Annotated in this window: 27 protein-coding genes; 19 read left to right on the top strand and 8 right to left on the bottom strand. The window is 39.0% G+C overall.

The genetic code is table 11. The features are described from left to right. Positions 1-572: 572 nt before the first annotated feature. The 4 genes from I6E70_RS19595 to hslR all read right to left on the bottom strand — a co-directional run bounded on the left by I6E70_RS19595 (position 573) and on the right by hslR (position 4951). Positions 573-1682 (bottom strand): PepSY-associated TM helix domain-containing protein, encoded by a 1110-nt coding sequence (locus tag I6E70_RS19595; RefSeq protein ID WP_197189410.1) that lies wholly within the window; start codon positions 1680-1682, stop codon positions 573-575. A 182-nt stretch (positions 1683-1864) separates the two neighbouring features. Further along, a complete protein-coding gene (locus I6E70_RS19590; RefSeq protein ID WP_007586595.1) occupies positions 1865-3403 on the bottom strand; it encodes a phosphoenolpyruvate carboxykinase in 1539 nt (512 codons plus the stop codon). Between the two features lie 267 nt (positions 3404-3670). Then, positions 3671-4516 carry an Hsp33 family molecular chaperone HslO gene (hslO, locus tag I6E70_RS19585; protein WP_007586592.1) on the bottom strand — a complete coding sequence of 282 codons (846 nt, stop codon included), beginning with the start codon at positions 4514-4516 and terminating at the stop codon, positions 3671-3673. Between the two features lie 12 nt (positions 4517-4528). Further along, on the bottom strand, positions 4529-4951 hold the full coding sequence (gene hslR / locus I6E70_RS19580; protein WP_007586590.1) for a ribosome-associated heat shock protein Hsp15: 423 nt from the start codon (positions 4949-4951) through the stop codon (positions 4529-4531). A gap of 210 nt (positions 4952-5161) precedes the next feature. On the opposite strand from hslR, the gene gspC reads away from it, so the two are divergent. From gspC to I6E70_RS19515, 13 genes are all read left to right on the top strand, one after another. Beyond that, a complete protein-coding gene (gene gspC, locus I6E70_RS19575; RefSeq protein WP_024591433.1) occupies positions 5162-6103 on the top strand; it encodes a type II secretion system protein GspC in 942 nt (313 codons plus the stop codon). Between the two features lie 23 nt (positions 6104-6126). Next, positions 6127-8190 carry a type II secretion system secretin GspD gene (gene gspD / locus I6E70_RS19570; protein ID WP_007586587.1) on the top strand — a complete coding sequence of 688 codons (2064 nt, stop codon included), beginning with the start codon at positions 6127-6129 and terminating at the stop codon, positions 8188-8190. Beyond that, positions 8183-9748, top strand: a complete 1566-nt coding sequence (gene gspE / locus I6E70_RS19565) for a type II secretion system ATPase GspE (protein ID WP_010555415.1) — start codon at positions 8183-8185, stop codon at positions 9746-9748. The genes gspD and gspE overlap by 8 nt, the downstream gene beginning before the upstream one ends. 2 nt (positions 9749-9750) lie before the next feature. After that, on the top strand, positions 9751-10986 hold the full coding sequence (gene gspF, locus I6E70_RS19560) for a type II secretion system inner membrane protein GspF (protein ID WP_002962033.1): 1236 nt from the start codon (positions 9751-9753) through the stop codon (positions 10984-10986). An 81-nt stretch (positions 10987-11067) separates the two neighbouring features. Further along, complete coding sequence (gene gspG / locus I6E70_RS19555; RefSeq protein ID WP_007586585.1) at positions 11068-11490, top strand: type II secretion system major pseudopilin GspG; 423 nt, start codon at positions 11068-11070, stop codon at positions 11488-11490. Between the two features lie 49 nt (positions 11491-11539). Next, on the top strand, positions 11540-12127 hold the full coding sequence (locus I6E70_RS19550) for a pilus assembly FimT family protein (RefSeq protein ID WP_010555414.1): 588 nt from the start codon (positions 11540-11542) through the stop codon (positions 12125-12127). Then, positions 12127-12501: a type II secretion system minor pseudopilin GspI gene (gspI, locus tag I6E70_RS19545; protein WP_002962039.1), complete on the top strand. Its 375-nt coding sequence runs from the start codon at positions 12127-12129 to the stop codon at positions 12499-12501. Before I6E70_RS19550 ends, gspI begins: the two co-directional genes overlap by 1 nt. Further along, positions 12502-13140 carry a type II secretion system minor pseudopilin GspJ gene (gene gspJ, locus I6E70_RS19540; protein ID WP_010555413.1) on the top strand — a complete coding sequence of 213 codons (639 nt, stop codon included), beginning with the start codon at positions 12502-12504 and terminating at the stop codon, positions 13138-13140. Beyond that, the gene (gene gspK, locus I6E70_RS19535) at positions 13133-14122 is read left to right on the top strand and encodes a type II secretion system minor pseudopilin GspK (protein ID WP_197189409.1); all 990 of its coding nucleotides are present in this window, start codon (positions 13133-13135) and stop codon (positions 14120-14122) included. The genes gspJ and gspK overlap by 8 nt, the downstream gene beginning before the upstream one ends. After that, positions 14119-15327: a type II secretion system protein GspL gene (gspL, locus tag I6E70_RS19530; RefSeq protein WP_197189408.1), complete on the top strand. Its 1209-nt coding sequence runs from the start codon at positions 14119-14121 to the stop codon at positions 15325-15327. The genes gspK and gspL overlap by 4 nt, the downstream gene beginning before the upstream one ends. Then, positions 15324-15797, top strand: a complete 474-nt coding sequence (gspM, locus tag I6E70_RS19525) for a type II secretion system protein GspM (protein ID WP_010555411.1) — start codon at positions 15324-15326, stop codon at positions 15795-15797. The genes gspL and gspM overlap by 4 nt, the downstream gene beginning before the upstream one ends. A gap of 3 nt (positions 15798-15800) precedes the next feature. Continuing rightward, the gene (locus tag I6E70_RS19520; protein ID WP_007586576.1) at positions 15801-16559 is read left to right on the top strand and encodes a type II secretion system protein N; all 759 of its coding nucleotides are present in this window, start codon (positions 15801-15803) and stop codon (positions 16557-16559) included. Between the two features lie 22 nt (positions 16560-16581). Further along, positions 16582-17169, top strand: coding sequence for a UPF0149 family protein (locus I6E70_RS19515; protein ID WP_197189407.1), 588 nt, complete (start codon positions 16582-16584; stop codon positions 17167-17169). A gap of 27 nt (positions 17170-17196) precedes the next feature. Here the strand turns inward: I6E70_RS19515 and I6E70_RS19510 are convergent, their stop codons facing one another. Both I6E70_RS19510 and I6E70_RS19505 read right to left on the bottom strand, forming a co-directional pair. Beyond that, complete coding sequence (locus tag I6E70_RS19510; protein WP_007586570.1) at positions 17197-17403, bottom strand: hypothetical protein; 207 nt, start codon at positions 17401-17403, stop codon at positions 17197-17199. After that, positions 17403-17762 (bottom strand): hypothetical protein, encoded by a 360-nt coding sequence (locus tag I6E70_RS19505; protein WP_007586569.1) that lies wholly within the window; start codon positions 17760-17762, stop codon positions 17403-17405. Before I6E70_RS19505 ends, I6E70_RS19510 begins: the two co-directional genes overlap by 1 nt. A 288-nt stretch (positions 17763-18050) precedes the next feature. Between I6E70_RS19505 and ccoG the strand changes: the two genes are divergently transcribed. The 4 genes from ccoG to I6E70_RS19485 all read left to right on the top strand — a co-directional run bounded on the left by ccoG (position 18051) and on the right by I6E70_RS19485 (position 21855). Continuing rightward, positions 18051-19481, top strand: a complete 1431-nt coding sequence (gene ccoG, locus I6E70_RS19500) for a cytochrome c oxidase accessory protein CcoG (RefSeq protein ID WP_007586568.1) — start codon at positions 18051-18053, stop codon at positions 19479-19481. A gap of 86 nt (positions 19482-19567) precedes the next feature. Continuing rightward, positions 19568-20542, top strand: a complete 975-nt coding sequence (locus I6E70_RS19495) for a serine/threonine protein kinase (protein WP_024591441.1) — start codon at positions 19568-19570, stop codon at positions 20540-20542. Positions 20543-20576: 34 nt separating this feature from the next. Then, complete coding sequence (locus tag I6E70_RS19490; RefSeq protein ID WP_007586563.1) at positions 20577-21200, top strand: thiol:disulfide interchange protein DsbA/DsbL; 624 nt, start codon at positions 20577-20579, stop codon at positions 21198-21200. Positions 21201-21216: 16 nt separating this feature from the next. After that, positions 21217-21855: a thiol:disulfide interchange protein DsbA/DsbL gene (locus I6E70_RS19485; RefSeq protein ID WP_010555409.1), complete on the top strand. Its 639-nt coding sequence runs from the start codon at positions 21217-21219 to the stop codon at positions 21853-21855. A 65-nt stretch (positions 21856-21920) separates the two neighbouring features. On the opposite strand, the gene trmA is transcribed toward I6E70_RS19485, so the two are convergent. Next, positions 21921-23018, bottom strand: a complete 1098-nt coding sequence (gene trmA, locus I6E70_RS19480) for a tRNA (uridine(54)-C5)-methyltransferase TrmA (RefSeq protein ID WP_197161877.1) — start codon at positions 23016-23018, stop codon at positions 21921-21923. Between the two features lie 162 nt (positions 23019-23180). On the opposite strand from trmA, the gene I6E70_RS19475 reads away from it, so the two are divergent. After that, complete coding sequence (locus tag I6E70_RS19475; protein ID WP_197189406.1) at positions 23181-24320, top strand: DUF5610 domain-containing protein; 1140 nt, start codon at positions 23181-23183, stop codon at positions 24318-24320. Between the two features lie 65 nt (positions 24321-24385). Further along, positions 24386-25186: a glutamate racemase gene (gene murI / locus I6E70_RS19470; RefSeq protein WP_197189405.1), complete on the top strand. Its 801-nt coding sequence runs from the start codon at positions 24386-24388 to the stop codon at positions 25184-25186. On the opposite strand, the gene I6E70_RS19465 is transcribed toward murI, so the two are convergent. After that, complete coding sequence (locus I6E70_RS19465; protein WP_007582860.1) at positions 25149-25628, bottom strand: RNA recognition motif domain-containing protein; 480 nt, start codon at positions 25626-25628, stop codon at positions 25149-25151. The genes murI and I6E70_RS19465 overlap by 38 nt on opposite strands. Positions 25629-26069: the final 441 nt, after the last annotated feature.

Raw genomic sequence — 26069 nt, 5'->3', positions numbered from 1 at the left:
CGCGCAATTAATGCACACTACATCAACACGCATCACGTAGGGCAGGCGAGCATAGCGACTCCCGACGCTAGAATCACAACAAAAACCCTCAATACCCCATTCGGCCAATAAAGTAGCATTTACTACGTGACTCTCCACCGCTGTGGGTATCGTGACATTACGCAGGCTTCACATTGTAAAGAGCCTTGCTTTAACTATTCAGTAGCCTATTAGACATTCCCATTAGGTATATAGCCTTATTTACAGACACTAGTAAGCAATTAATTGGGTGGCACTATTGTGCGCTAAGTTTACCTAAGTGATTTACCGCATTACATCTGTAACTAACTGTAGTTTTAGCGCGTGCAGAATAAATACACATACCTGATAATTATACTAATCGGCAATAATACCTAATCAATTTGGTGGATTGAACTTGACGTTAATTGCGTTAGAAATTTCTGATATACGATTGCATGGATACAGAAGGTTGAGCAACTTAGGAGTAATTGGCGAGAACAACGAAATAAAGAAATCTTTGTCCTCAAATAGATCATTTAACTAGGGAGATTGGCGTAAAGTTTATTTTATTTTTATATTCTCTTGGTTCTAACTAACCACCTATATACGCCAATAAAGAACAATGCAGCAGATCCAAAGCCACTCAGCACCCAAATGACTTTTAAAATGTTACCGCCAATGCTGCCGTCATGTAGAGGGTGTATCCAGTTTTTTATTTTACTAGCCGTACTTTGCTTATCTATATTAAACACGCTCTCTAACTTTCCTGTAAGTGCATTAACCTCTATATAGCTATGTGGAAAGCGATACGAAGGATCGTCTACAGTTTGAAATCTAAATCTGTAAATAGCATTTAAGTTTGAGGGTGTTTCAATCCAAGCTAAACGCGCACTCGGTAATGCTTTTTCAGCTATTAATACCGCTTGTGATAAAGGAATATTGGTTTGTTTGCTCGGTTGAATTTGTGTTTTTGGTGGGGAGTTTATATCGCTAACTAGAGCGGTTAATATAGGATCTGTTTGTTTTGGAATAGCGAGCATAACACCTGTAACAGTTAAAGCTAGTAGCGGTATGCAGAAGGTTAAACCAATTAGTTTATGCCAGTCGTATAGCAAACCTATTTTAGTGCTACGAGATTTAAATTTTAGTGACTTTACCCACTGGCCATACTTTGGAAGCCAAGCAAAGAATCCAGAAATAAGAAGAACTATTGAGGCTAAACCTATATAGCCAACAACAAGTGTGCCTGTTGTTCCTGTTAGTAATGAAAAATGTAAGTTGTACATCCAAGTTACTAAGTATTTTCCCCAATAGTTTTTACGTATTACTTTATCACTACTGCTAGATAGCCATACCATTAAGGGAGCAAAGCCTTGCTCTTTTGTTTCTATTGGATTGTAGTATCGCGCGGGAATTACTGAGTTTATACCTGTGTTTTCTAATCGCCATGGCCCTTGCTTTGAAGGGAAATTGGCTCTTAGCGTATTATATGCTTGCTCCCAATTAGGCGTTTTTATGTTTGTAGTAGCGTCATTTGCTGGATTTAGCAGTAAGTCTATTTGCGGATAGTAAACTAATATAGAGCCAGAAAAAGTGATAATAGTAAGTAAAACACCTACTGATAGGCCTAAGTATAAATGTAACCGCCTGAATATTTTTTGCCATGAAAGCTTTAGTGTCATTAATTAAATAGCCGTAATGAGTAATGCAGGTTTATTGGGCATTAAGGAATGATTAATTACGCAGTATATTATATGGTTTTTGATATGAGTTGTGCGGCATTTTGTCGCACTTATTAAATTAGGTATTTAGAAAGTAAAACGCCAGCCCTTGGCTGGCGTTAAAATACAAGCTTGAAGCTTATTTAAGCTTTAGGTCCTGCATTTTTTATATCGTCTGATACGTCATACTTAGCAAAGTTTTCAGTGAAGTCTGCGGCAAGTTTTGCTGCATATTCATTGTACTTAGCTTTATCTTCCCACGTATTAATAGGATTAAGTAAGTTAGTATCTACACCTGGAACTGCTACCGGTACATCTAGGTTTAAAACATCAATGTGCTGAGTTTCAACACCCGCTAATTTACCAGATACGATTGCATCAATTACTGCGCGAGTAGTCGGGATATCAAAACGTTTACCTGTGCCGTAAGGGCCGCCAGTCCAACCTGTATTCACAAGGTACACCTTAGCGCCAAACTCGCGTACACGCTTCATAAGAAGCTCAGCGTAAACACCAGCAGGGCGTGGGAAGAATGGTGCGCCAAAACATGTCGAAAATGTTGATTCAATATCGCTAGTTGAACCAATCTCAGTAGAACCAACTTTTGCTGTGTATCCACTTAAAAAGTGAAAAGCAGCAGCTTCTTCGCTAAGTATAGATACCGGTGGTAATACACCGCTTACATCACAAGTTAAAAATACAACAGCCTTAGGTTCGCCTGCGCGGTTTTCTACTTTACGTTTTTCAACGTGTTCAAGTGGATATGCTGCACGGCTATTTTGAGTAAGGCTAGTATCGTTAAAATCTGGAACGCCTTTTTCATCTAACACTACATTTTCTAAAATAGTGCCAAAGCGAATAGCATTCCAAATTACAGGTTCATTCTTTTGTGACAGGTCGATACATTTAGCATAACAACCGCCTTCAATATTAAACACGCTTCCAGGTGCCCAGCCGTGCTCGTCATCACCAATTAGAAAGCGAGTAGGGTCTGCTGAAAGTGTTGTTTTACCCGTACCAGATAAACCGAAGAATAATGCTGTATCGCCTGCTTCACCAACATTAGCAGAACAGTGCATTGGTAATACACCTTTTGCTGGTAGTAGGAAGTTTTGTACAGAAAACATCGATTTTTTCATTTCACCGGCGTAACGCATACCTGCTAGTAATACTTTACGCTGTGCAAAGTTAATAATGACGGTGCCATCGCTATTTGTGCCATCACGTTCTGGCTCACATACAAACGAAGGAACGTTCATTACTTGCCATTGTGGTAAGTTTGAAGCGTTATAGTTCTGCGGTTCGATAAACATGTTTTTGGCAAAAATATGGTGCCACGCTGTTTCTGTAGTTACAACTACAGGTAGATAATGCTCAGGGTCTGCGCCAACTTCTAGGTGAGAGGTGAAGTGGTCATTACTTTGAACATGTGATTCTACGCGAGCCCATAATGCGTCAAATTTGTCTGCATCAAATGGACGATTAACGTTGCCCCATTGAATATCATTTTGAGTTGTCGCTTCTTGAACAATAAAACGATCTTTTGGTGAACGACCAGTTCGTTTTCCTGTAATTGCAACAAAAGCACCATTTGCGGCTAAAGTACCTTCGCCACGGCGGATCGCATGCTCGACAAGTTCAGCTGCGGTTAAATCGACAAAACGTGTAGCGCCTGTAGTCATGTTTATACCTAACTATGTGTGAGAGTTTGAACGGATAGCTCTGGGGTTATCAGTGCCCTTAAACTGAAATTATAGTAACAGAAGGTTTTAAGATATTCGAGCCCGTAAAGCCTCTAAAAACACATATATTTAAGAAAAAACATGAATAATTTCAATGATACCGGTGTCATGAAATTAGCAGAAAAGATGACACCGGTATCATCTTTTTATAATATAAAACCGCATATTTTGCGGCTTTAATTACTATATATAGATGAAGCTGAACATTTAGTTGAAAATGCTTTTTATATCTTGTTCGTTAAAAACATACTCTTTTAAACAGTAATGACAGTTAATATTAACAGACCCTTTTTCAGCTACGTCTTTGAGTAGTTCTTCTTGTCCAATATTAACAAGTGCAGTAATTGTTTTATCACGACTACAACCACATTTGAATTTAATCGCTTGAGGTTCAAATACGCGAGGATTATCTTCGTGATAAAGGCGCGTAAGGACAGTATTAGCATCAAGGTGTAATAGTTCTTCATCTTTAATGGTGTTACTTAATGCTTCTAGGTGTGCAAAGTCTTCAATTGATTTTTGTTTATCAACTGGGAGTACTTGTAAAAATAGACCACATGCTTTTGCGCTACCTTCTGTTGTGTCGGTTGCAAACCAAAGGCGTGTTTTTAATTGCTCTGACTGCTCAAAGTAACTTTCGATACATTCACTCAGAGTATCATGCTCTAGCGGAACTATACCTTGGTAACGTTCGCCCTTACTTGGTGTAATAGTGATCACCATATAGCCTTGACCAATAAGCTCTTTTACAGTTGTGCCCGTAATTTCGCTTTGCAGGCGTGCAATACCACGCATGTTTTGTTTATCATCACCATTTATAACTGCATATTTAACTGGTCCATCACCTTGAAGCTGTACTGCAATTTCACCTTCAAACTTTAAAGTGGCGGTTAATAAACAGGTTGCAACAAGTAACTCACCTAGTAATGCTTTAACAGGGTCTGGGTAATTATGGTCGGCAATCATTTCATTATAAGCATTCTCGATTTGTACGAGTTCGCCACGAACATCTAGTTCGTTGAATAAATAACGGTGAAGTAAATCTTGTTGCATGAGCGGCTATACCTAACTTGATTTCATTTTTAAAAGTTCGCGTCTTTGCTTTTTATCCGGTTTTTTATCCGGATGAGGAGCAAAAAAGCTGTTATTTTTGCGTGCGATGCTGTTCTCTTCGCGTTTAGCAATACTTGCATCAGATTCTTGATACATGGTCTGTGCAATGGGGGCGCTTTGACGTTTTTCAAGCACTGAGAGTATAGTTATCAGCTTTTCATCTACGCCCTGAGCCAGTTTTACTTTTGCGCCAACGTCTACTATTTTACTCGCTTTTGTACGTTGCCCATTATAATGTACTTTGCCGCCTTGCACCATTTCGCGTGCAACTGCACGAGTTTTATAAAATCGCGCAGCCCATAACCATTTATCTAATCGAACTTTTAACCCATCTACAGGGTCTGAGCTGGTATTAGCATTACTTTTTTTACTCATAAGGCATTTCCCCACGTTTTTATAGCTTAAAATTTATCATGAAATCATCGTAGGATGAAGGTATTACAACGGCAGTTTACTTTTTGTACTGTTATGTAAAGTTAATTTAATCTGTTTACAAAGTTTAATATTAGTGTGCTTGTTGAAAGAAAAATGAAAGGGTACTATGGGTACGCGCTAACGCAGTAAATTAAAATAAGAACACTATTTATGGAACAGCAAATCCAACAACTAAAACAATTTTTAACTCGTTTACCGCATGCTAAGTTAAGTGCATTAGTGACACTGTTAGTTGTTGTTTATCTTGCATTTTTATTATCAAAACTTGTTTGGCTTTTGTGGCCAAAACCACCAGTAACTCTACTTACCCCTACTCATTATGCTAACCAGTCATCTGGTGCGAGTAACAACTCAGCGCAGCATATTATTGAGCAATTTTTATTTGGTAAAAAAACTGTAACAAACAACAATAATACTGCAAAGCAATCGCAGGTAATAAATAATGCGCCAGAAACGCGCTTAAGTATCAATTTAACCGGTATCGTAGCGGTTAATAACGATGACAAAGCAGGTATCGCAATTATTGAATCACAAGGTAAGCAAGTTAGCTATCTTGTTGATGAAGTAGTATCGGGCACGCGTGCTGAAGTTGCACAAATATTGCCGGATCGTATTATTTTGAGTGTTAATGGACGCTTTGAAACATTAATGCTTGATGGACTCGATTTTAGTAAAAAAGTATCTATGCCAGTACTCGCTGCGCGTGATGATGCTGAAATGGGTCCGCAAAAATTAGAACCAAGTGATCTACAAATAGATGCCACTGCAGATCCAGACGTTAAAGAAGCAATTATAGAAACACGTGAAGAGTTACTCGAAGAGCCGGGCAAGCTATTTGACTATATACGTGTTTCACAAGCCATGAATGATGGTGAGCTAATTGGATATCGCTTAAGTCCAGGTAAAGAGCCTGAGCTGTTTAAGCAAATGGGTTTAAAAAATAACGATTTAGCCATTTCTATAAATGGCTATCAATTAACAGATTTAAAACAGGCTATGTCAGCTATTAATGAGCTGCGTAATAGTACAGATGCCAATATCACTATAGAACGTGATGGTGAACAAATTGATGTGCAATTTAGTCTGCAATAATTTAGCTTTGGAGTTTTAATACGATGGTTCAGGTGCTACACCTCAAAAAAATTAAAAAAGGGTTAGCTAAGTACGCAGCACTTTTTTTGGCGGCAAGTATTTCTTTGTCTGTTTCTGCTGTTGAATATGCTGCTAACTTTAAAGGAACTGATATCAACGAGTTCATTAATATTGTTGGTAAAAACCTTAATAAAACAGTCATTATTGACCCTAACGTGCGCGGAAAGGTAAATGTTCGCAGTTATGAGTTAATGGACGAAGCACTTTATTATCAGTTCTTCTTAAATGTATTGGAAGTTTATGGCTACTCAGCTGTTGAAATGGACAATGGCATAATTAAGGTCGAAAAAAGTTCAGACGCTAAAAAATCAAATGTGCCACTTATTGACGAAGGTAGTGAAGCTAGCGGCGACATGATGATTACGCGTGTTGTACGTGTTAAAAATGTAAGTGTGCAGGAGCTTGGTCCTTTAGTTCGTCAATTTAGCGATCAAAAAGATGGTGGCCACGTTGCTAACTTTAATGCGGCTAACGTAATGATGCTAACGGGTCATGCTGCATCGGTTAATCGCTTAGTTGAGATTATTCGCTCTGTTGATCAAGCGGGTGATAAACGTGTAGACATTGTTAAGCTTAAATATGCGACTGCTGATGATGTTGTCTCTGTAGTAGACAATATTTATAAAGACAGCGGTAAAGGCAGCGTACCTGAATTCTTAATTCCAAAAGTTGTGGCTGATGGCCGAACTAATAGCGTTATTGTAAGTGGTGAAGGCCAAGCACGTACACGTGCTATTGAGCTCATTAAGCGCTTAGATGGTGAGCTAGAAAGCCAAGGTAACACCAAGGTGTTTTACTTAAATTATGCTAAAGCTGAAGATTTAGTCAAAGTATTGCAGGGTGTTAGTAAGTCACTTGTTGAAGATGCACAAGGCGGTACTACTAAAACTCGTAGCAGAAGCAATAATGAAAGCAGTATAGAGTCTCACCCTGACTCAAACTCATTAATTATTACCGCACAGCCAGACACAATGCGATCACTTGAATCTGTAATTGAACGCCTTGATATTCGCCGTGCCCAAGTATTAGTTGAAGCCATTATTATTGAAGTAATGGAAGGCGACGGGGTTAACTTAGGCCTGCAGTGGATTTCTGAGCAGGGCGGTATGTTGCAGTTTAACAACGGCACTACGGTTCCCGTGGGTTCATTAGCTGTTGCTGCAGAGCAAGCACAAGATACAACCGTAACTAAAACTATCATTGGTACAGAAACTGGAACCGTTACTAGTTATGACGAAACGACTGAGGGTGACTATGATGCGCTTGCTTCATTGCTAAGTGGCATTAATGGTTTAGCGCTGGGCGTTGTTAAAAATGATTGGGGCGCAATTATTCAGGCTGTTGCCACTGATACAAATTCAAATATATTGGCTACCCCTTCTATTACTACAATGGATAACGAAGAAGCCTCTATTTTAGTCGGTCAAGAAGTGCCTATTATTACAGGCTCACAAACGGGCAGTAATAATGCTAACCCATTTCAAACAGTTGAGCGTCAAGAAGTCGGTATTAAACTGATAGTTACGCCACAGATTAACGATGGCTCTGCAGTACAACTTACTATTGAGCAAGAAGTATCGAGCGTAAGTGGTGCAACTGCTGTTGATATTTCAGTTAATAAACGTGCAATTAAAACAACGGTTATGGCCGATGATGGCGGTATGGTTGTACTTGGTGGTTTAATTGACGAAGACGTACAAGAAAGTGTTTCTAAGGTACCGTTATTAGGCGATATCCCTATTTTAGGTCACCTGTTTAGATCAACAAATACAACGCGCCGTAAGCGTAATCTTATTGTATTTATTCGCCCAACCATTATTCGTGATGGTGTAAGCATGAATAAGTTAAGCTTTAATAAATATAACTTTATTCGTGGTGAGCAGTTTAAACAAAAAGAAGATGGTATTGAGTTAATGCCAATGACGGATACGCCTATTTTACCTGAGTGGAATGACGAACTAGTACTTCCACCTACGTATGAAGAGTCTCTACGTAAACAAAATGCACAAGAGCGTAAAGATGACTAATGCGATTCAAGAGATAAACCAAGATGTGGTTCATCCTAAAACGCATAATCAGGATGAGCTATTAACGAGTGATGTGTTAGTTGAGTTACCAGCAAAGCGTTTGCCGTTTTCCTATGCAAGACGTGCAGGTGTGTTACTTGGCAAAAACAAAGATCACCGCATAGTTTACTACCGTGGTGAGCTAGATGTGGAAGTACTATTAGAAGTACGCCGTATCGCAGGCCATGGTTTTACACTTGAGCAATTGGCTGATGATAAATTTGAGCTATTGCTTGAAGCGTCATACCAACGTGATAGCTCTGAAACACAACAAATGATGGAAGATATTGGCAACGAGGTTGATTTATTCTCACTTGCTGATGAACTTCCGCAAACTGAAGATTTACTGGCTGGTGACGATGATGCGCCAATAATCAAGCTTATTAACGCCATGCTAAGTGAAGCGATTAAAGAAGGGGCTTCTGATATTCATATCGAAACCTTCGAACAAGAGCTTGTTATTCGCTTTAGGGTCGATGGCGTGCTTAAAGAAGTACTTAAGCCTAATCGTAAACTTGCATCGTTACTTGTGTCTCGTATTAAAGTAATGGCTAAGCTTGATATAGCCGAAAAACGCATTCCACAAGATGGCCGTATTAGCTTACGTATTGCCGGGCGTGCAGTTGATGTGCGTGTGTCTACAATGCCATCGAGCTTTGGTGAGCGTGTAGTACTGCGTTTACTTGATAAAAACAACGCGCGTTTAAACCTTGAAGATTTAGGTATGACCGCAGATAACCGTGCATTGTTTTCAGATTTAATTAGTAAACCCCACGGCATTATTTTAGTAACAGGGCCAACAGGCTCTGGTAAAAGTACCACTCTATATGCTGGTATGAGCCAAATTAACTCACGCGATCGCAATATTCTTACCGTTGAAGATCCGATAGAGTACGAAATTCCAGGCATTGGGCAAACACAAGTTAATGCAAAAGTTGATATGACATTTGCACGTGGTTTACGTGCAATATTACGCCAAGATCCTGATGTAGTAATGGTGGGTGAAATACGCGACCTTGAAACTGCGCAAATTGGTGTTCAAGCGTCACTTACCGGCCACCTTGTTATGTCTACTCTGCATACTAATACCGCATCGGGTGCAATTACACGTATGGAAGATATGGGTGTTGAACCATTCTTACTTTCATCGTCGTTACTCGGTGTATTGTCGCAACGCTTAGTACGTACATTGTGTAATACCTGTAAAGAAGGTCATACGGCTGATGAGCATGAATGCCAGCTGTTAGGGGTTCCTTTTGAAAGCCAACCGACAATTTATCGAGCAGTAGGGTGTGAAGAGTGTAACTTTAATGGCTATCGTGGTCGTACGGGTATTCACGAGTTACTTGTAGTTGATGAAACAATACGCGAAATGATTCACAACGGTAAAGGCGAGCAAAGCGTAGAGAAATACATTCGTAAGCGCAGCCCAAGTATTCGCCAAGATGGTTGTAGCCGTGTACTTGTAGGTAAAACAACACTTGAAGAAGTATTGCGTGTTACCCGTGAGGAAGGTTAACTATGGCGGCGTTTGAATACCGTGCCTTAGATGGCCGAGGTAAAGAAAAAAAAGGCATTTTAGAAGCCGATACAGCTAAACAAATTCGCCAAACTTTACGTGATCAAAAACTTACGCCGCTTGAAGTTGTCCCTGCGGCGCAAAGTGATAAACAAGTCAAAGGCGAAAAAGCCCCTTTACTCGGTGGCTTTTTTAAGCCGACAATTTCAACCTCAGACTTAGCATTAATTACAAGGCAATTAGCAACACTTATTCAATCGGCACTTCCTGTTGAAGGCGCTGTTATGGCGGTTGCTGAGCAATGCGAAAAGCCGCGTTTAAAGCGGATGCTTATGTCGGTACGCTCAAAAGTAGTCGAAGGTTACACCCTTGCCGATGGTCTTAGTGAGTTTCCTCATGTTTTTGACGACTTATATCGTGCAATGGTAGCCGCAGGCGAAAAGTCCGGTCACCTTGACCAAGTACTTAATCGTTTAGCCGACTATACCGAGCAGCGCCAACATATGCGTAGCCAAATAACTCAGGCTATGGTTTACCCTATTATTTTAGTGGTATTTGCAATTGGTATTGTGTCGGTATTGCTTGGTACTGTAGTACCAAAAATATTAAAAACGTTTGAAAAAACAAAACAAGTACTTCCTTGGACAACCGAATGGGTTATGGCAGGCAGCCATTTTGTACAAAATTATTGGTTTATTAGTTTAATAGCTATTACAGCTATAGCCATTGGTATTAAGCATGCACTTAAACAGCCTAAAATACGTTTTTGGTGGGATGACCGAGTGCTACATATGCCAGGTATAGGTAAAGTGGCTCGTGGTATTAACACTGCACGTTTTGCGCGTACTTTAAGTATTTTATCGTCAAGCTCGGTACCATTGCTCGAGGGGATGCGTATCTCGGGCGGTGTATTAATTAACGAAAAAATTAAAAAAGCGGTTGCAGATGCATCCGATAGAGTGAGCGAGGGTGCAAGCTTAAGAGCTGCACTTCAGCAAACTAAGTTGTTTCCACCAATGATGCTGCATATGATAGCAAGTGGTGAAAAATCAGGTGAACTAGAGCAAATGTTAGAGCGTGCTGCAAATAACCAAGATCGCGAATTTGAGAGCATGGTTAATGTATCGCTTAAACTACTAGAGCCTGCGATGATCGCCTCAATGGCGGTTATTGTATTATTTATAGTAATGGCAATATTGCAGCCAATAATGGCGATGAATAAAGCTGTTGGACTTTAAGTTAGAATAAATTTTTAAATATATTAATGGTTTTACCTAAACCATTTTTACTTAATGTTTTTAGAATAATGAGGTAATTACGTGAATAAACAATCAGGTTTTTCTTTACTAGAAGTGATGGTGGTACTGGTTATCATCGGAATGATTATGTCAATTGTTGCACCTAACATTATGGGTCAGCAAGAAGAGGCTGCTATCGATAAAGCGCATCTAGATATTCAACAATTAGAAGATGCAATGAGCTTATACAAGCTTAAAAATAAGAGCTACCCAAGCACAGAGCAAGGTCTTGAAGCGCTAGTTACTCAAACAAGCATTGAACCGGTTCCAAAACGTTTCCCTGACGGTGGTTTTATTAATGAATTACCAGAAGATCCATGGGGTAATCTATATCAGCTAATTAGCCCAGGTGAAATTGGCAAGTTTGATATTTTTTCTATGGGCCCAGATGGTGAAGTAGGTACTGATGACGATATCGGTAACTGGGACGAAGAAAAACAATAATGTTTAAGTACACTGCTTTGTATGAACATGTTAATGCTAGAGGCTTGCTATGAAAGCAAGCCTTAAGCAGCGCCATGCAAAAAGCAGAGGCTTCAGTTTAATAGAAATTTTAGTGGTATTAGTGATCATCGCTTTTGCTACAAAAATGGTGGTATATAGCTTAGAAGGCGGTGCTGAGGAAGAGTTAGATACTCAAGCATTAAGGCTGCATACCACCATTAACATGGCATCGGAATTTGCCATTTTAAACCAAGTTGAATTGGGCTTATTAGTAGAAGAAAATACGTTAGAGTATTTAGTTTTCGATGGTGAAAAGTGGATTACCTTTGACCGTGAAGACCTTTTTAAACCAATAGAGTTAGATGAAAGATTAAAGCTCACTCTTAACTTAGAAGATTTAGCGTGGGCGCAAGATAACCTCTTAGAGCAATCTAACTGGCGCGAACTTATGAGTGGCGGCGATGAAGACAGCTTACTTGAGCTTAAAAAGTTGAAAATCCCACAAGTACTTATTTTGTCATCAGGTGAGGTAAGCGCGTTTCAACTTATATTAGAGTTAAAAGAGCAAAGCGAGCCTGTGTATTACATTGAAGGTGAATTTGCTGCACCAGTAAACTTTCGCCGAGAGCCAGAATAATGAAGCGCACTAAAGGGTTTACTTTATTAGAGGTGTTAGTGGCATTAAGTATTTGTGCCATGGCGGGTATAGCTGCAATGCAAGCAACAAGCGAGCACATACACCACCTAACGACTATTGAAGAGCAAACCTATGCATCTTGGGTCGCCGAAAACGTTATTATTGAACAGCGTACTAAAGGCGAACAATGGCAAGGTAAAAATAACCTTAAAGGCAGCGAAGTAATGGGCGGTGTTGAATGGTTTTGGCAGCAAGAAGTAACAGCCACTGCTGACAAAAGCTTTGTTAAGTTAACCATAAATGTTTTTACGGATGAAAAATATGAGCATTCGGCATATGAGTTATCAACGTATCTCAATAAAGGCAAAAAGTAAGTGAAGCAGCGTGGGTTTACATTACTTGAAGTTATGGTAGCACTGGGTATTTTAGCTTTTGTTATTATTGCTACTCATCAAATACTCGAGACGACAACAAGAGCAAAAGATGCCTCCGATGAAAAAATTGCTGAGTTAAATGGGTTGCAAACAACATTTAGGTTAATGGATCAAGATTTTAGCCAAATGACTAAACGTGCAGTACGAAACGAATCTGGTGATGTTCAAGAACAATACTTACTTGCTGGTCGTTACGTTTTAGAAAGCCAATACGATGGTATCGCGTTTGTACGAGATGGCTGGATAAATCCAATTAATTTATTGCCACGTTCAGAACTACAAGCCGTTGGTTATAGAGTGATAGACGATAACCTTGAGCGTGTTTATCGGGTTTATGTTGATCAGCTTGATAATATGGAGCCGCGAGTTCAACGTGTACTAGAAAATGTTGAAGAGCTTAAGTTTGAGTTTTTGGATGATAAAAACGAATGGCAGGAACAGTGGGAAATTAAAGCTCTCCCTAAAGCGGTTGCTGTTACTTTGCAACAAATAGAAGCAGAGCCAATTCGTCGTGTATTTTTAGTTCCTGGGCAAGGCAAAGTTGTTGCTACACAAAGTACGGATGTGAATAATGGTTAAGCAGCAATCATCGCGCGGCGCAGCACTTGTTATTGTTTTGTTTATTGTGGCATTAGCGGCTATTTTAGCAGTAGAAATGAGCGCTAATTTAATGGTTCAAGTGCAAAAAAGTACTAATTTGCAAGGTCACCAGCAAGCTAAATGGTACGCTTACGGTGCAGAAGAGCTTGCTATTAAAGGGCTAATACAAAGTAAAAAAGATGATGCTGATAAAACAACACTTGATCAAGTTTGGGCAACTCAAGGGGATGCTTCATACCCTGTTGATAACGGCACGTTAAGTGGCAAAATTACTGATTTACAAGCATGTCTAAATTTAAATGCTTTAGCCATAGCGGCAGAAGAAAATAGCGCAAGTAAAACAAACCCTGCACATAAAGCACTATTTGCATTACTTGAAAACATTGAAGATTTACCTGCTGATGAATCAGAAGAGACAATGGCAGATAGCGTATTTGATTGGCTTGACGAGGACAGTATTACATATCGCTCAGGCGCAGAAGAAGACGAGTACTTATCACGAGATTTTCCGTATATGACAGCCAATAGTTTATTTGCATCAACATCGGAATTACGCCTGGTTAAGGGCTTTAACCCATTAGTGATGGAAAAAGTACTGCCATATGTATGTGTAATACCAGGCAGTACGCTTTTATCTATTAACGTAAATACATTAATCCCAGAGCAAGCACTCATACTCAGTGCCTTAATAGAAAGCTTGAGCTTATCTGGTGCAGAGGCTGTGATAGGTGCAAGACCGCAAACAGGCTTTGACACCATTGATGAATTTTTTGAACAGGTGAAGCAACAAGGCGGTACTAATACCGACTCAGTCAAAAGTTTATTTAGTATTAAAAGCGAATATTTTAAATTACAAACGCAGGCAAATTTTGTCGACCTGCGTTTTTCGATGACCACATTACTGCACGCTAAAGACGGTGACGTAACGATACTGGCGCGAAAATTTGGAGGCGTACAGTGACAGAAATACTGTTGATCCGCACGGGTCAAACCGAGCAAGAATTGCTTAATTGGTTAATTTACTCACCACAAGAACAAGAAATAATAGCCAGTGGCGAGTTACCAAATGCAGAGCATTTAAGTGAGCTAAGCGAAAAAGCACTTACCCGAGAAGTGGTCGTGTTGTTACCCAGTGATCAAGTGCAATTAAAAACGGTCGCTTTGCCAACAAAATGGAATCGCAAGCTTGAGCAAGCATTGCCATACATGCTTGAAGAAGATATAGCATGTGACGTAGATGAACTGTTTATAGCAGTAGCGCAGCCGACAATGCTTGGTGAGCAACATGCAATTCGTGTAGCAATGACAGACCGTGAATGGTTTGAACAATGGCTCGCATTATTTGTAGAGCATAATCTATCAGTATACAGAATATTACCCGATGCTTTGTTGTTACCGCTTGCAGATGATGGCGCAGTCACCGCTATCGAGCTCAATAACCAATGGTTATTTAAGCGAGGGCAATGGCACATAGGTGCGGTTGAATCTAGTTGGTTAAATGGCTACTTAACAGCCATGGGTAATCCTGATATTAAGCATTTTAGCCCAGCTAGTCAGTTTCCAGAAAGCGTTAACTTACAAGCGCAAACAAGTGAGTACGACTTACCTCTAGCATTATTTGCAAAGCAGTTAGATAGCGTTAATTTTAACTTACGCCAAGGTATGTATCAGCTTAAAAAGCAAAGCGCTTTATGGTGGGGTTACTGGAAAGGCGCCGCAATTATAGCAAGTGTTGCATTGGTTTCTACGATTACAATAAAAGCTATTGAGTTACACCAACTTAATACACAAGTAGAATTAGCTAAAGCTCAAGTAGTCGACAGATACCAAAAAGCATTTCCAGGAACTAAAGTTCGCCCCAATCTAATTAAAAGCCAAATTAAAGGCGCGTTAGATAAAGTGCAAGGCTCAAGTGAGTCGGGCTTTTTAGACTTAACGACTAATTTGGTTGATGTATTTTCGCAAGTTAGCGAATTTACACCTGAAACACTTCGTTATGACAAACGTCGCAATGAGCTGCGCATTCGTGCACGCGCTAAAGACTTCCAAACTTTTGGTAAAGTAAAAATCATACTTGAAAAACAAGGTTTAACTGTTGAGCAAGGGTCTTTAAATAATGACGGTGATTATGTCGTTGGTGAAATTAAACTGCGAGGTGCAGTATGAAAAAGCAGTTAATGCAACAATGGCGCTCGCTTAAAGAGCAAGAACAACAATTGGTAATGGTCGCTGGTGGCGTGTTTATTATTTTTGTTTTAGTAATGGGAATATTTCGACCATTAAATAATGCGATAGAAAAGGCACAGCAATCTCAAATTAAACAACAAGAGCTATTAGCTTGGGTTGATGACAGTATTGTTAAACTAAAGGCTGCGGGTAACACCAGTGTTGCTAGCAATGCAAACTTAAGCCAAATTGTTAATTCTACACGTGGGCGCCATCAAATAAGTATTAGTAAAATGCAGCCAAGTAGTGATTCGCTACGTTTGACGCTCGACTCTGTAGAATTTAATCAGTTAATAGAATGGCTAGATGAGCTAGTAAATCAGCATGGTTTAAAAATTGAAAACTTAGATTTGAGCCGCGATGATAAATCAGGCTATGTGCGTGTAAGCCGTTTAGTATTAGAGAATTAATTAATGAAAAAAATAATAACGTTATCGGCTGTCTTTTTAATTAGTTTTATTGTGTTTTGTATTATTAAATTACCAGCACATATTGCACTAGATATAGCAAAACCGTACTTTCCAAAGCAATTAGAAGTAGGGCAAACTGTAGGCACTGTTTGGCAAGGTCAAATGATGCAAGTTCGTTTTGATGGTGAACAGTTAAATAATGTGCGCTGGGACATTGCTGGCTGGAAGTTATTTACAGGCAAGCTAAATGCGAATGTGAAGTTTGGTAATGCACGAGAGCGTAGTGATATCTCGGGTTATGCTGATGTAAGTTATGGGCTTTTTAATCAAGAAGTTAAAGTGACTGACGGCCTAGTGCGCTCAACAGTAGAGCGTGCAATGCAGCGCGTGCAGCTTCCCCTACCTGTTACCGCTAAAGGACGTGTAATTTTAGAACTTGATGAATACAGCTCAGGTGCACCTTATTGTGATTCACTAAAAGGTGAAATAGCGAGCCCTAATATTGACGTGCAAGGCTTAAATGGGTGGTTTAATATTGGCCCTCTGGCTGGTAAGTTAAGCTGTAAGTCGGGCGATATTGCTATATTAATTGACCCAGATAATACGCTTGGCCTTGAGGCAGATGCTACACTTAAAGCTAATTTCGACTTTAGTGTGGCAGGTTATGTAAAACCAGATGCTAGCTTACCTAAAGATGTACATGATGCGGTTAAATTTTTAGGCCGACCAGATAGTCAAGGTCGTTACCCGCTCAACTTTTAATGTTTGAATATAAAGAGTTTTAATGCAAATACCCCAATTTACTGAGCTGCACGCAAAGCAGCTCAGCACATTTTTAAATACCCAATCTCAAGCAATGACCCTTGTACAAAGCCAAGGCTATTTATTTGGCGTTATTTGTTCGCCCAATCCATTAGATGTGCATGAGTGGCTTGAGCAGATATTACCAAATACAGCTAATGATTTAGATGAAGAAGTACTTTTCTTGTTTATGGCGCTATATCATAAAATTAGTGAGCAAGTATTTGAAACAGGATACAAATTACCTAACACATTTGATGCTGAGTTTTGTAAGTCATGGAGTAAAGGTTTCTTAGTTGCAACCAAAGCTTACGCAGAGCCTTTGTTAAATGCACCGCAATTAGACACTGACTTTAAACAAGCATTAGAAAGTGCGTTAAGTACATTAAGCTTTTTTGCACTCGACCAGCTTGCAATAGCTCAGATTGCCAAACAAAATAACATGACTATAGAAGCCTTGCGTCAGTACCAATATGAATCAATGGGTGACTTTGCATTAGGGTTTGCTGAACTAATTGAAGTGGTCGCAATTAATAGCGGTTTGATAACCGACGAGAGTTGGGAAGAGTAATTATTAATACCAGGCGCTTAGTTTAATCTAAGTGCCTAGCTCTAATATAATATCCGTGCAGCCTTGTTTGCACTTTACTACGCCTTTACCAGGTTCACTGGTGGCTAAATTAAGTGTTAAAACCCCATTACACTTCTCACACTTTAACGTTTTGCCTTGTGCCAATTGCTTGAGCATATTGCGTTGTTTATGAAATGAGTCGCTTGCTTTTTTATTTAATCCTGAAAAATCCACTACTTTGCTCGCTTTTGCTCTAATGCTTCAGTCACTATTTTACATACTGTATTTAAACGATCGCCATAAAAATAAAGGTTTAAGTCACGTTCACGACAATAGCGTAGGTGAAATAACTGAACAGAGTCATCTGTTGTAAACGTTTTTTCTACGTACTCACCCTCAGATTCAGACAATTTAAGTTGAGTGCTGATTCTATTTTTAGCCATATTTGCAGCAGGGCTTCTGTTAACCTTACTTGCATCACTTAAAAAACCAATGCCTTCACCTAATAACCTTTCGCGAGGTTCTTTTATAAGCGGATGATCGATTGTAAAAAAGGCAAGGATCACAACTACCAAAATAATAAATTTTTTCATGGATACGTAAACCTTGATCTAAGTAGGGTTGAATTACCATGCAGTGTAATAAACTGCATTGTAAAAGCAAGTAACTGGGATGAATAAATTATTAGCGATCTATGCCAGTAATTTTAACCAACATTGTTATAATGGTTAACAGCAGTCAGATATTTCTGAAATATCTGAAAGTATTCGAGAAGGCAATTTATTAAAGTAAATCTGCCTAGCAAGTAACTTGCTAGCTTTAAGTATAGAGTACTTGAGTATTGCTGGATTTTTATTTCCAAGCGGCGTTGAGGAACTTCGATGGACAAGCAAATTAAAGTAAAGAATATCCCTGTAGAGGTGAAAATCCAAAAACCGGATTTAAGCCGTCAAGATGATAGGTTCAATCCCCGAAATCGTATTTATGTGCGTGCCGTAAAAGGCCTACATCAATTACTTAGGCAGCGCATTGGCTTTTTAGGCCTACTTGCGTTTATGTTACTTCCTTGGATTAATTTTAACGGCCAGCAAGCAGTACTGTTTGATCTAATTGGTCAAAAATACAATATTTTTGGTTTAACGCTATGGCCTCAAGATTTTACCATATTAGCGTTTATTTTTATGCTGGCAGCATTTGCGCTGTTTTTAGTGACCACCTTCTATGGACGGGTGTGGTGTGGCTACACATGTCCGCAAACTGTTTGGACCTTTATTTTTATTTGGTTTGAAGAAAAGCTTGAAGGCACAGCTAATCAGCGTAAAAAACTCGATCAAAGACCCATGAATTTTGATAAGTTTTGGCGTAAAACGGCAAAGCATACTAGTTGGGTATTGTTTTCGTTATATACCGCTATTTCTTTTGTGGGTTACTTTACGCCAATCAGAGAGTTACTTCCTGATTTTGTAACGTTTAACGTGGGTGGTTATGCACTAGTCAGTATTATTTTCTTTGCTGCGTGTACCTATGGTAATGCCGGTTGGATGCGAGAAATTATGTGTTTACACATTTGCCCTTACTCTCGTTTTCAATCAGCTATGTTTGATAAAGATACATACACTGTAACGTACGACGAAAGCCGTGGTGAAAGCCGTGGTCCTCGTTCACGTAAAGTAGATCATGAAGATTTAGAGCTAGGCGACTGTATAGACTGTAACTTGTGTGTTCAAGTGTGCCCAACAGGTATTGATATTAGAAATGGGTTACAAGCTGAGTGTATTAACTGTGGTGCATGTATTGATGCGTGTGATGGCGTAATGGATAAAATGGAATACCCGCGTGGGCTTATTTCATATACGACAGAGCGAAACCTCGAAACCCCAGAAAATAAAACGAATCCACTACGAGCTAAAATCATTGGTTACACGGTCATACTTGTTGTGCTTACGGGAGCACTTGTAGCTAATATAGCGCTGCGTAAAACAATGGACTTTGATATCATTCGTGATCGAAATCAATTATATCGTGTCGATTTTGATGGTTTAGTAGAGAACACCTATACATTAAAGGTAATTAATAAAGCGCAGTACGAGCAAACCTTTAATATTAAAGTGCAAGGGTTAGATAACTTTAAGTATATTGGTAAGCAGTCATTTACTGTGCAGGCAGGGCAATCTCATAATGTGCCATTGTCGCTTGTAATGGACCCTTATGATTTGAAGGTGTCGATGACAGAGTTTAACTTTGTGCTTTCACCGGTAGATGAGCCGGATGAGACAATATCGCAGTCGAGTAACTTTTTTAAAGCGCGATAATCACAACCTACCTTAAATAGGTAAGTTGATATAGCAATTAACAAAAGCGGGTATATAACCCGCTTTTTATTTTATATAAGAAGAGTATGAGTAAATTTAGTTTTATTGACTTAACACCTGACCTAATACTCGATGCAATAGAAAGCGTAGGTGTGTACGCCGAATCTGGTTTGTTGGCACTCAATAGCTATGAAAACAGGGTGTACCAATTTAAAGCCGATGATGGCCTGCGTTACGTAGTGAAGTTTTATCGCCCAGAGCGCTGGAGTAAAGAGCAAATTCAAGAAGAGCATGACTTTGCATTTGAACTGGCAGAAGCGGAAGTGCCTGTTGTTGCCCCTATTTTATATAATGGGCAAAGCTTGTTTGAACACGAAGGTTATTTGTTTGTGTTGTTTCCAAGTGTAGGCGGGCGTTTATTTGAGGTTGATAACTTAGATCAGCTTGATGTAATGGGGCGTTTAATTGGCCGTATGCACCAAGTAGCTAAAACAAAGCCTTTTACTTATAGGCCAACAGTTACCTGCGAGGAGTATTTACATACAGCCAAAGTTCATCTTCAAAAAAGTAACTTAGTGCCTATGGGAATAAATACTGCCTTTTATACTATTTTAGATTTAGTGATAGAGCAGGCGCAAAAACAGTATAAAGATGTGCAAAGTATTCGCTTACATGGTGACTGCCACGTTGGTAATATTTTGTGGGCAGGTGATGCGCTCATGTTTGTTGATTTAGATGACAGCCGCCAAGGTCCTGCAATCCAAGATTTATGGATGATGCTCAGTGGCGATAGAGCGACGCAACTGTTACAGTTAGACACCCTTGTGAATGCGTATGAAGAGTTTTGTGATTTTGATCACTCTCAACTCAAATTAATTGAACCGCTGCGAGCGATGCGTATTATCCATTATATGGGATGGGTAGCTAAACGATGGAGCGATCCTGCCTTTGTGCGGAACTTTACATGGTTTGCTGATGACAAATACTGGGAGCAACAAATTTTAGCACTGAAGGAGCAACTTGCAGCACTGCAAGAAGCACCGTTAAAGTTATTGCCGTAATATTTTATTTAAAGACAAGTACAACGAGATACAAATGCTTAAAAAATTAAAACTGAGTTTATTACTTTTATGTTTACCATTTGCAGCACTTGCTGCACAGTTTGAAGTTGATAATCAATACACTGTTATTGATGTAGACAAAAGTACATCACCACAAGTAACCGAATTTTTCTCATTTTACTGTCCACATTGTTTTAAGTTTGAACCAGTAGCAAAAGCAATTGAACAAGGCCTGCCAGAAGGCGCTGAGTTTATTAAAAACCACGTGAACTTTTTAGGTGGCGTGTCGCCACAAGCACAAAGTAATTTAAGCTTTGCCTACTTAATTGCTAAGCAGCATGGTCAGGCGCAGAGTATTAGCGATCAAATTTTTAAAAGTATTCATGTTCAGCGTGCTCCTTTAACTGAAATGAAAGACGTTAAAAAATTACTTGAAGTAAACGGTATTGATAGCGCAACGTTTGATCAAGAAATTGCAAGCATGCCAGTTATTTCGGCTGAGCAAGCAATGCAAAACAAACAAAATAAATATTCAAAATTAGGCGCACTTACAGGTGTACCTACTTTTATTGTTAACGATAAATATAAAATAAACCTCAACACCATCAAAAATCAAAAAGAACTTGATGAGTTAGTAGCGTTTTTATTAGCACTATAAATTTCGGAGCATAATAATGATTAAATTAGTTAAAGCAGGTTTGCTTGCAGTACTACTTCCTATGGCGGCAACAAGCTTTGCAGCAACGTATGAAGAAGGCGTGCATTACGACGTTGTTTCTGAGCGCGCAACTAAAAAGCCAGAAATTAAAGAGTTTTTCTCATTTTACTGCCCTGCATGTAATAACATGGAAGCACTAATTGGTGAGTTTAAGCCTAAGCTTGATAAAAACGTTAAATTTAAAAAGAGCCATGTTGATTTTGTAGGTGTACGCGACCCAGAAAACCAACAGATGATGAGCCAAGCACTCGCTACTGCAGAAGTGCTTCCGCAAAAAGATAAAATTGTCTCTGCAATCTTTAATCATATTCATACAAAGCGCGCTAGTTTTAATGAGCTTGCAGATGTAAAAGATATATTTGTAGCGCAGGGCGTTGATGGCGATAAGTTTGATAAGCTGTTTAAAAGCTTCTCGGTACGTACGCTAAGCTCTAAAATGAAACGAGATCAAGACTACTTTAAAGAAAAAGGCGCACTACGTGGCGTACCTACATTTATTGTAAATGGTAAGTATAAATTAAACCTAGGTCGTGAGTCGGGTATTACTGAACCAGAAGATATTAGCAAACTGATTAATTACTTAGCTAACAAGTAAGTTTAGCTAAAACTAAAAAAGCTCCTACAAGGAGCTTTTTTATGGGTAACGTTTACTGAGCGTATTTATTTGCGCTGCAAGAAAACACCCGACTCAATGTGATGCGTATAAGGGAACTGATCAAATATAGCAAAGCGCTTAACGTTATGCGTACGTGTTAAGTGATCAAGGTCACGCTCAAGGGTTTCAGGATTACACGATATATAAATTATGTTTTCGTAATTAGCCACTAAGTCACACGTTAATTCATCCATGCCCGCGCGTGGTGGATCAACTAATATGGTTTGGCAGTCATAGCTTTTAAGGTCAATACCATCTAAACGAGAGAAAGTACGCTCGCCATTCATTGCTTGAGTAAACTCTTCACTCGACATACGAATAATATCTAAGTTCTCTACGTTGTTTTTAGCAATGTTGTATTGAGCAGAGTGAACAGATGATTTTGATATTTCTGTTGCTAATACTTTATTAAAACAGCCCGCTAATGCAATTGAAAAGTTACCGTTACCACAATACAGTTCTAGTAAATCATTTTTAAGTGGTTTACATAAATCTTGTGCCCACTCCAGCATATTAATATTTACTTTTGCATTAGGCTGAGTAAAGCTATTTTCTACTTGTTGGTATATAAGCTCTTGACCATTAACTGTTAAACGTTCAGTTACAAAGTCATCACCTAGTACTTCTTTTTGTTTGCGAGCTCGGCCTATAAAGTCAATTTTGTATTTACTGCTAAGCTTTTCTTTCAGTGCTTTAATTTCACTTAACCATTCATCATCCAGTGGTTTGTGATAAAGCAAGCTTACTAAAATTTCACCGCTTAGCGTTGATAGGTAATCGATTTGAAATAACTTACGGCGTAATATTTCACAAGGCTTAAGATTTTCAATCATCACCTGCATTATTTCACCTACTAGAGGCGCTGCTGGATCAAATGTATCAACACGGATTTTTTCTTTTGTTTGTTGATCAAACATAATGTGAAACAGATCGTCACCGTCGTGCCATACTCTAAATTCAGCACGTTGGCGGTAGTTAGTTGGCTCTGAGCTAAATACTTCTAGTTGCTCCACACCAAAACGTTGAAACTGCGCACTAATACGCTGCTCTTTTTCACTTAACTGCGCTTGGTACTGTGTGGTATCTATTTTAATAACTGCCATTAACGCTACTACCTTATCTAAGATCTGTTTATCGGCGCTATTGTAGGGAGCGCTGCGTATTTGTCTAGTTTTGGCTAGCATTTATGCTGTTTTATTGAACATTGTACTTTAGTTTTTATTGTTACAGCCGATAATAAACTACGCACGCTTAGGAGACGAATCATGAAAATAGGTAATTATGGCTTTACGCCAAACAACAACATCAATAAATTCAATAATAAAGCTGATATACAGCAACCTACAATTACGTCTCCTCAAGATAGCTATCAACAACGAGGCCGAGAGTTGGCTGCAAAGGTGCTTGGCGATAAAATGGCTGAGCAGCTTGGATTGCCTATCGCAGAAAAAAAAGCAGATAAACCACTATTTGATTTTGATGAAATAGTAAAAAACGTACTCGATTTTGTAAGTAGTGCTGTTAATAAAGCAAAAGCTAACGGCGCTGATGACGAAAAGCTCAAAGATATGTTAGGCGACGCGCGCAAAGGAGTCCAAATAGGGATTGACGACGCTGTTGATGAACTCAAAGGTACAGGCGTATTTAATGATGACATGGAAGAGGGGATTAATAAGTCCAAAGAGGGAATTTACTATGGGCTCGATAAGTTTGAAGAGTCGTTATTTAACCCACAACCAGCCAGCGTAAATATAAGCCAGGCTCAATATGTTAGTATGACGAGTAATGCAGAGTATAAATTTACCACCGCAGAAGGTGACGAGGTAAGTATTAGCTTTGCAGATGCATTTGAATCTCAGTCGGCAAGTGGCTATCAGCAAAACAATAATGGCGAGTCGTTTGCAAGCTCATCATCGCAATCTCGACAGGTATCATTTTCGATGTCGGTTAATGGTGACTTAAATGAGCAAGAGCAAGAAGCTATTAATGTAATGATGGAAGACTTACAAGATTTAAGTAAAACCTTTTTTGGTGGTGATTTAGATGAAGCATTTGAACAAGCACAAGAGCTGAGTTTAGACAGCGATCAGCTGGTGGCTTTTTCTATGGATTTACGCCAAACAAAAACAATAGCAACAGTTAAAAGCTATGAAGAATATAGACCAGCACCAGAAAAACAAGTAGCGGAGGGTTTAGCTCCTTTTAATGACGACCTTAAAAATGCTTTTGAAAAAGCGGGTGAGCTTGGATTACAAAATCAGCTAGCTGGCATTCTCCAATGGTTAAATCAAGATCAGGAGCAAATAGATAAGTTAGTAGATTACACAAAGTCTATGTTCGAAAACCTTAATCAGTTAAATTCGGCAGCCGACAGGCTTGCTGATTTAGAAACCACGCAAAGTTAAACTACTTTCTTTTATAAATACCTCATGGCAAACTGCCGTTCTTAAAGTAAAGTGGGAACGGTAGTTTGTCAGCGCATATAATGGTTTTTGATTCAGGTATTGGTGGAACTACTGTACTTGAGCATATAAAGAAAAGTATCCCTAATGCTCAGTACAGTTATTTTATGGATAATGCATTACTACCTTATGGTGCTCAATCCCAAAAAACCATCATTAACCGATTATGCTCACTTATTCATTTCATCAAAGCTAATACGCTTAACGTTGATTTAATTGTAATAGCGTGTAATACCGCTTCTACATCTGCACTTAGCGCTGTTCGCCAAATGACAGATATTCCTATAGTAGGTGTTGTGCCAGCAATAAAACCTGCAGCAGAGTTAACACGTTCAAATCATATTGGCTTATTAGCCACACCGGCAACGGTCGCCAGTTCATACACTAAAACATTAATTACTGAGCATGCACGTAATGTAATCGTTAATCTATATAGCAGTGTGGAGTTAGTAACTTTAGCTGAGCAATACTTTTTTACAGAGTCTTTGGATACAAACAAGTTGCATCAAGTGCTTGATGACCTACATATAGATAAAACTATAGATGTACTTGTATTAGGATGTACGCACTTTCCAATATTAGCAGAGCCTATTAGTCAGTATTTTGAAGGGAATGTAAAATTACTTGATTCAGGTGTAGCGATAGCAAACAGAGTCAACTACCTACTTAACCAACTTAACTTGTGTGTGAATAAACTAACAGACATAAAAAAGCCGCTGCAATATTATGCAACGGCTGATGTGTTTAGCAATAAGCTAGCGGTAAAGCTAGTTACACTGACTGATCCGTCTCAGTACGTAGAGCATTAGAATCATCTTCTTGTTTTTGTTTTGCTTCACGTACCTTTAAAGTACGTTGTTGGAACTCGCTATCGTTCAAGTTAGCAATTGCATTGTCTGCATCAGCTTGCGCCATTTCAACAAAACCAAAGCCACGACGCTTGCCAGTATTCTTATCCTTTAATAAACGAACATTGAATACTTTGCCTTGTTCTTCAAATAATGCACGAACCACACCTTCGTTTGCACGATAAGGAAGGTTACCAACATAAAGCGTTTTTGTTTTAACTTCAGCTTCTTCAGTCACATCAGATGACATTGCAGCAATAGCAATCGCACCTATTAATAAACCAGCACCAAATAGTAATGCAGGGTTTAAAGCTAAGCCGCCTAAAGCGAACTCAACAACAACAAAACCAACTACAGCAAGAATAACAGAGAAGATAAAAGATTTTTGATCGGGTAATTTCATTTTAGATCTACCAATAAACAGGAAATAAACATTAATTTAACATTGTGAACTTGCTATCTTAACGTCTAAATCAAACATAGCAATGATATTTGTATTAAATAATAAATAAGAGCACAAAAAAGCATCATCTTAGGAAGGTTTTCATATGGTTTTACGTGGTTTTGTTCTATTTTTGTTCGAACAGTAAAAAGATCTAAAAAAAGAGTTGATCTGTTTTCGGATCTCCCTATAATGCGACCCCACTGAGACGGGAAACGCCAACGCATAGCGAGGCACGAACTACTCAGAGAGTTAAATAAAACTTCGGTTTTAAATCTTCCAAAAAGAAAGTTTAAAACTAAGTGTTGACTCGAAAAATAAAGGGTGTATTATTCGCATCCCTTGAGACGCTAAAGCGACTCAAAACGTTCTTTAACAATATAAAGCAATCATCTGTGTGGG

The organism is Pseudoalteromonas sp. NGC95, assembly GCF_015864705.1.
GTDB classification, from domain to species: domain Bacteria; phylum Pseudomonadota; class Gammaproteobacteria; order Enterobacterales; family Alteromonadaceae; genus Pseudoalteromonas; species Pseudoalteromonas arctica.
Note: the sequence above shows the minus strand (reverse complement) of the source record. Positions and strands in the feature narration are given on the sequence as shown.

What these genes read in the sequence shown, in the direction of transcription:
- I6E70_RS19595 (WP_197189410.1), bottom strand. Translation starts at nt 1,682, where the DNA reads ATGACACTAAAGCTTTCATGGCAAAAAATATTCAGGCGGTTACATTTA.
- I6E70_RS19590 (WP_007586595.1), bottom strand. Translation starts at nt 3,403, where the DNA reads ATGACTACAGGCGCTACACGTTTTGTCGATTTAACCGCAGCTGAACTT.
- hslO (WP_007586592.1), bottom strand. Translation starts at nt 4,516, where the DNA reads ATGCAACAAGATTTACTTCACCGTTATTTATTCAACGAACTAGATGTT.
- hslR (WP_007586590.1), bottom strand. Translation starts at nt 4,951, where the DNA reads ATGAGTAAAAAAAGTAATGCTAATACCAGCTCAGACCCTGTAGATGGG.
- gspC (WP_024591433.1), top strand. Translation starts at nt 5,162, where the DNA reads ATGGAACAGCAAATCCAACAACTAAAACAATTTTTAACTCGTTTACCG.
- gspD (WP_007586587.1), top strand. Translation starts at nt 6,127, where the DNA reads ATGGTTCAGGTGCTACACCTCAAAAAAATTAAAAAAGGGTTAGCTAAG.
- gspE (WP_010555415.1), top strand. Translation starts at nt 8,183, where the DNA reads ATGACTAATGCGATTCAAGAGATAAACCAAGATGTGGTTCATCCTAAA.
- gspF (WP_002962033.1), top strand. Translation starts at nt 9,751, where the DNA reads ATGGCGGCGTTTGAATACCGTGCCTTAGATGGCCGAGGTAAAGAAAAA.
- I6E70_RS19550 (WP_010555414.1), top strand. Translation starts at nt 11,540, where the DNA reads ATGAAAGCAAGCCTTAAGCAGCGCCATGCAAAAAGCAGAGGCTTCAGT.
- gspI (WP_002962039.1), top strand. Translation starts at nt 12,127, where the DNA reads ATGAAGCGCACTAAAGGGTTTACTTTATTAGAGGTGTTAGTGGCATTA.
- gspK (WP_197189409.1), top strand. Translation starts at nt 13,133, where the DNA reads ATGGTTAAGCAGCAATCATCGCGCGGCGCAGCACTTGTTATTGTTTTG.
- gspM (WP_010555411.1), top strand. Translation starts at nt 15,324, where the DNA reads ATGAAAAAGCAGTTAATGCAACAATGGCGCTCGCTTAAAGAGCAAGAA.
- I6E70_RS19520 (WP_007586576.1), top strand. Translation starts at nt 15,801, where the DNA reads ATGAAAAAAATAATAACGTTATCGGCTGTCTTTTTAATTAGTTTTATT.
- I6E70_RS19515 (WP_197189407.1), top strand. Translation starts at nt 16,582, where the DNA reads ATGCAAATACCCCAATTTACTGAGCTGCACGCAAAGCAGCTCAGCACA.
- I6E70_RS19505 (WP_007586569.1), bottom strand. Translation starts at nt 17,762, where the DNA reads ATGAAAAAATTTATTATTTTGGTAGTTGTGATCCTTGCCTTTTTTACA.
- ccoG (WP_007586568.1), top strand. Translation starts at nt 18,051, where the DNA reads ATGGACAAGCAAATTAAAGTAAAGAATATCCCTGTAGAGGTGAAAATC.
- I6E70_RS19495 (WP_024591441.1), top strand. Translation starts at nt 19,568, where the DNA reads ATGAGTAAATTTAGTTTTATTGACTTAACACCTGACCTAATACTCGAT.
- I6E70_RS19490 (WP_007586563.1), top strand. Translation starts at nt 20,577, where the DNA reads ATGCTTAAAAAATTAAAACTGAGTTTATTACTTTTATGTTTACCATTT.
- I6E70_RS19485 (WP_010555409.1), top strand. Translation starts at nt 21,217, where the DNA reads ATGATTAAATTAGTTAAAGCAGGTTTGCTTGCAGTACTACTTCCTATG.
- trmA (WP_197161877.1), bottom strand. Translation starts at nt 23,018, where the DNA reads ATGGCAGTTATTAAAATAGATACCACACAGTACCAAGCGCAGTTAAGT.
- I6E70_RS19475 (WP_197189406.1), top strand. Translation starts at nt 23,181, where the DNA reads ATGAAAATAGGTAATTATGGCTTTACGCCAAACAACAACATCAATAAA.
- I6E70_RS19465 (WP_007582860.1), bottom strand. Translation starts at nt 25,628, where the DNA reads ATGAAATTACCCGATCAAAAATCTTTTATCTTCTCTGTTATTCTTGCT.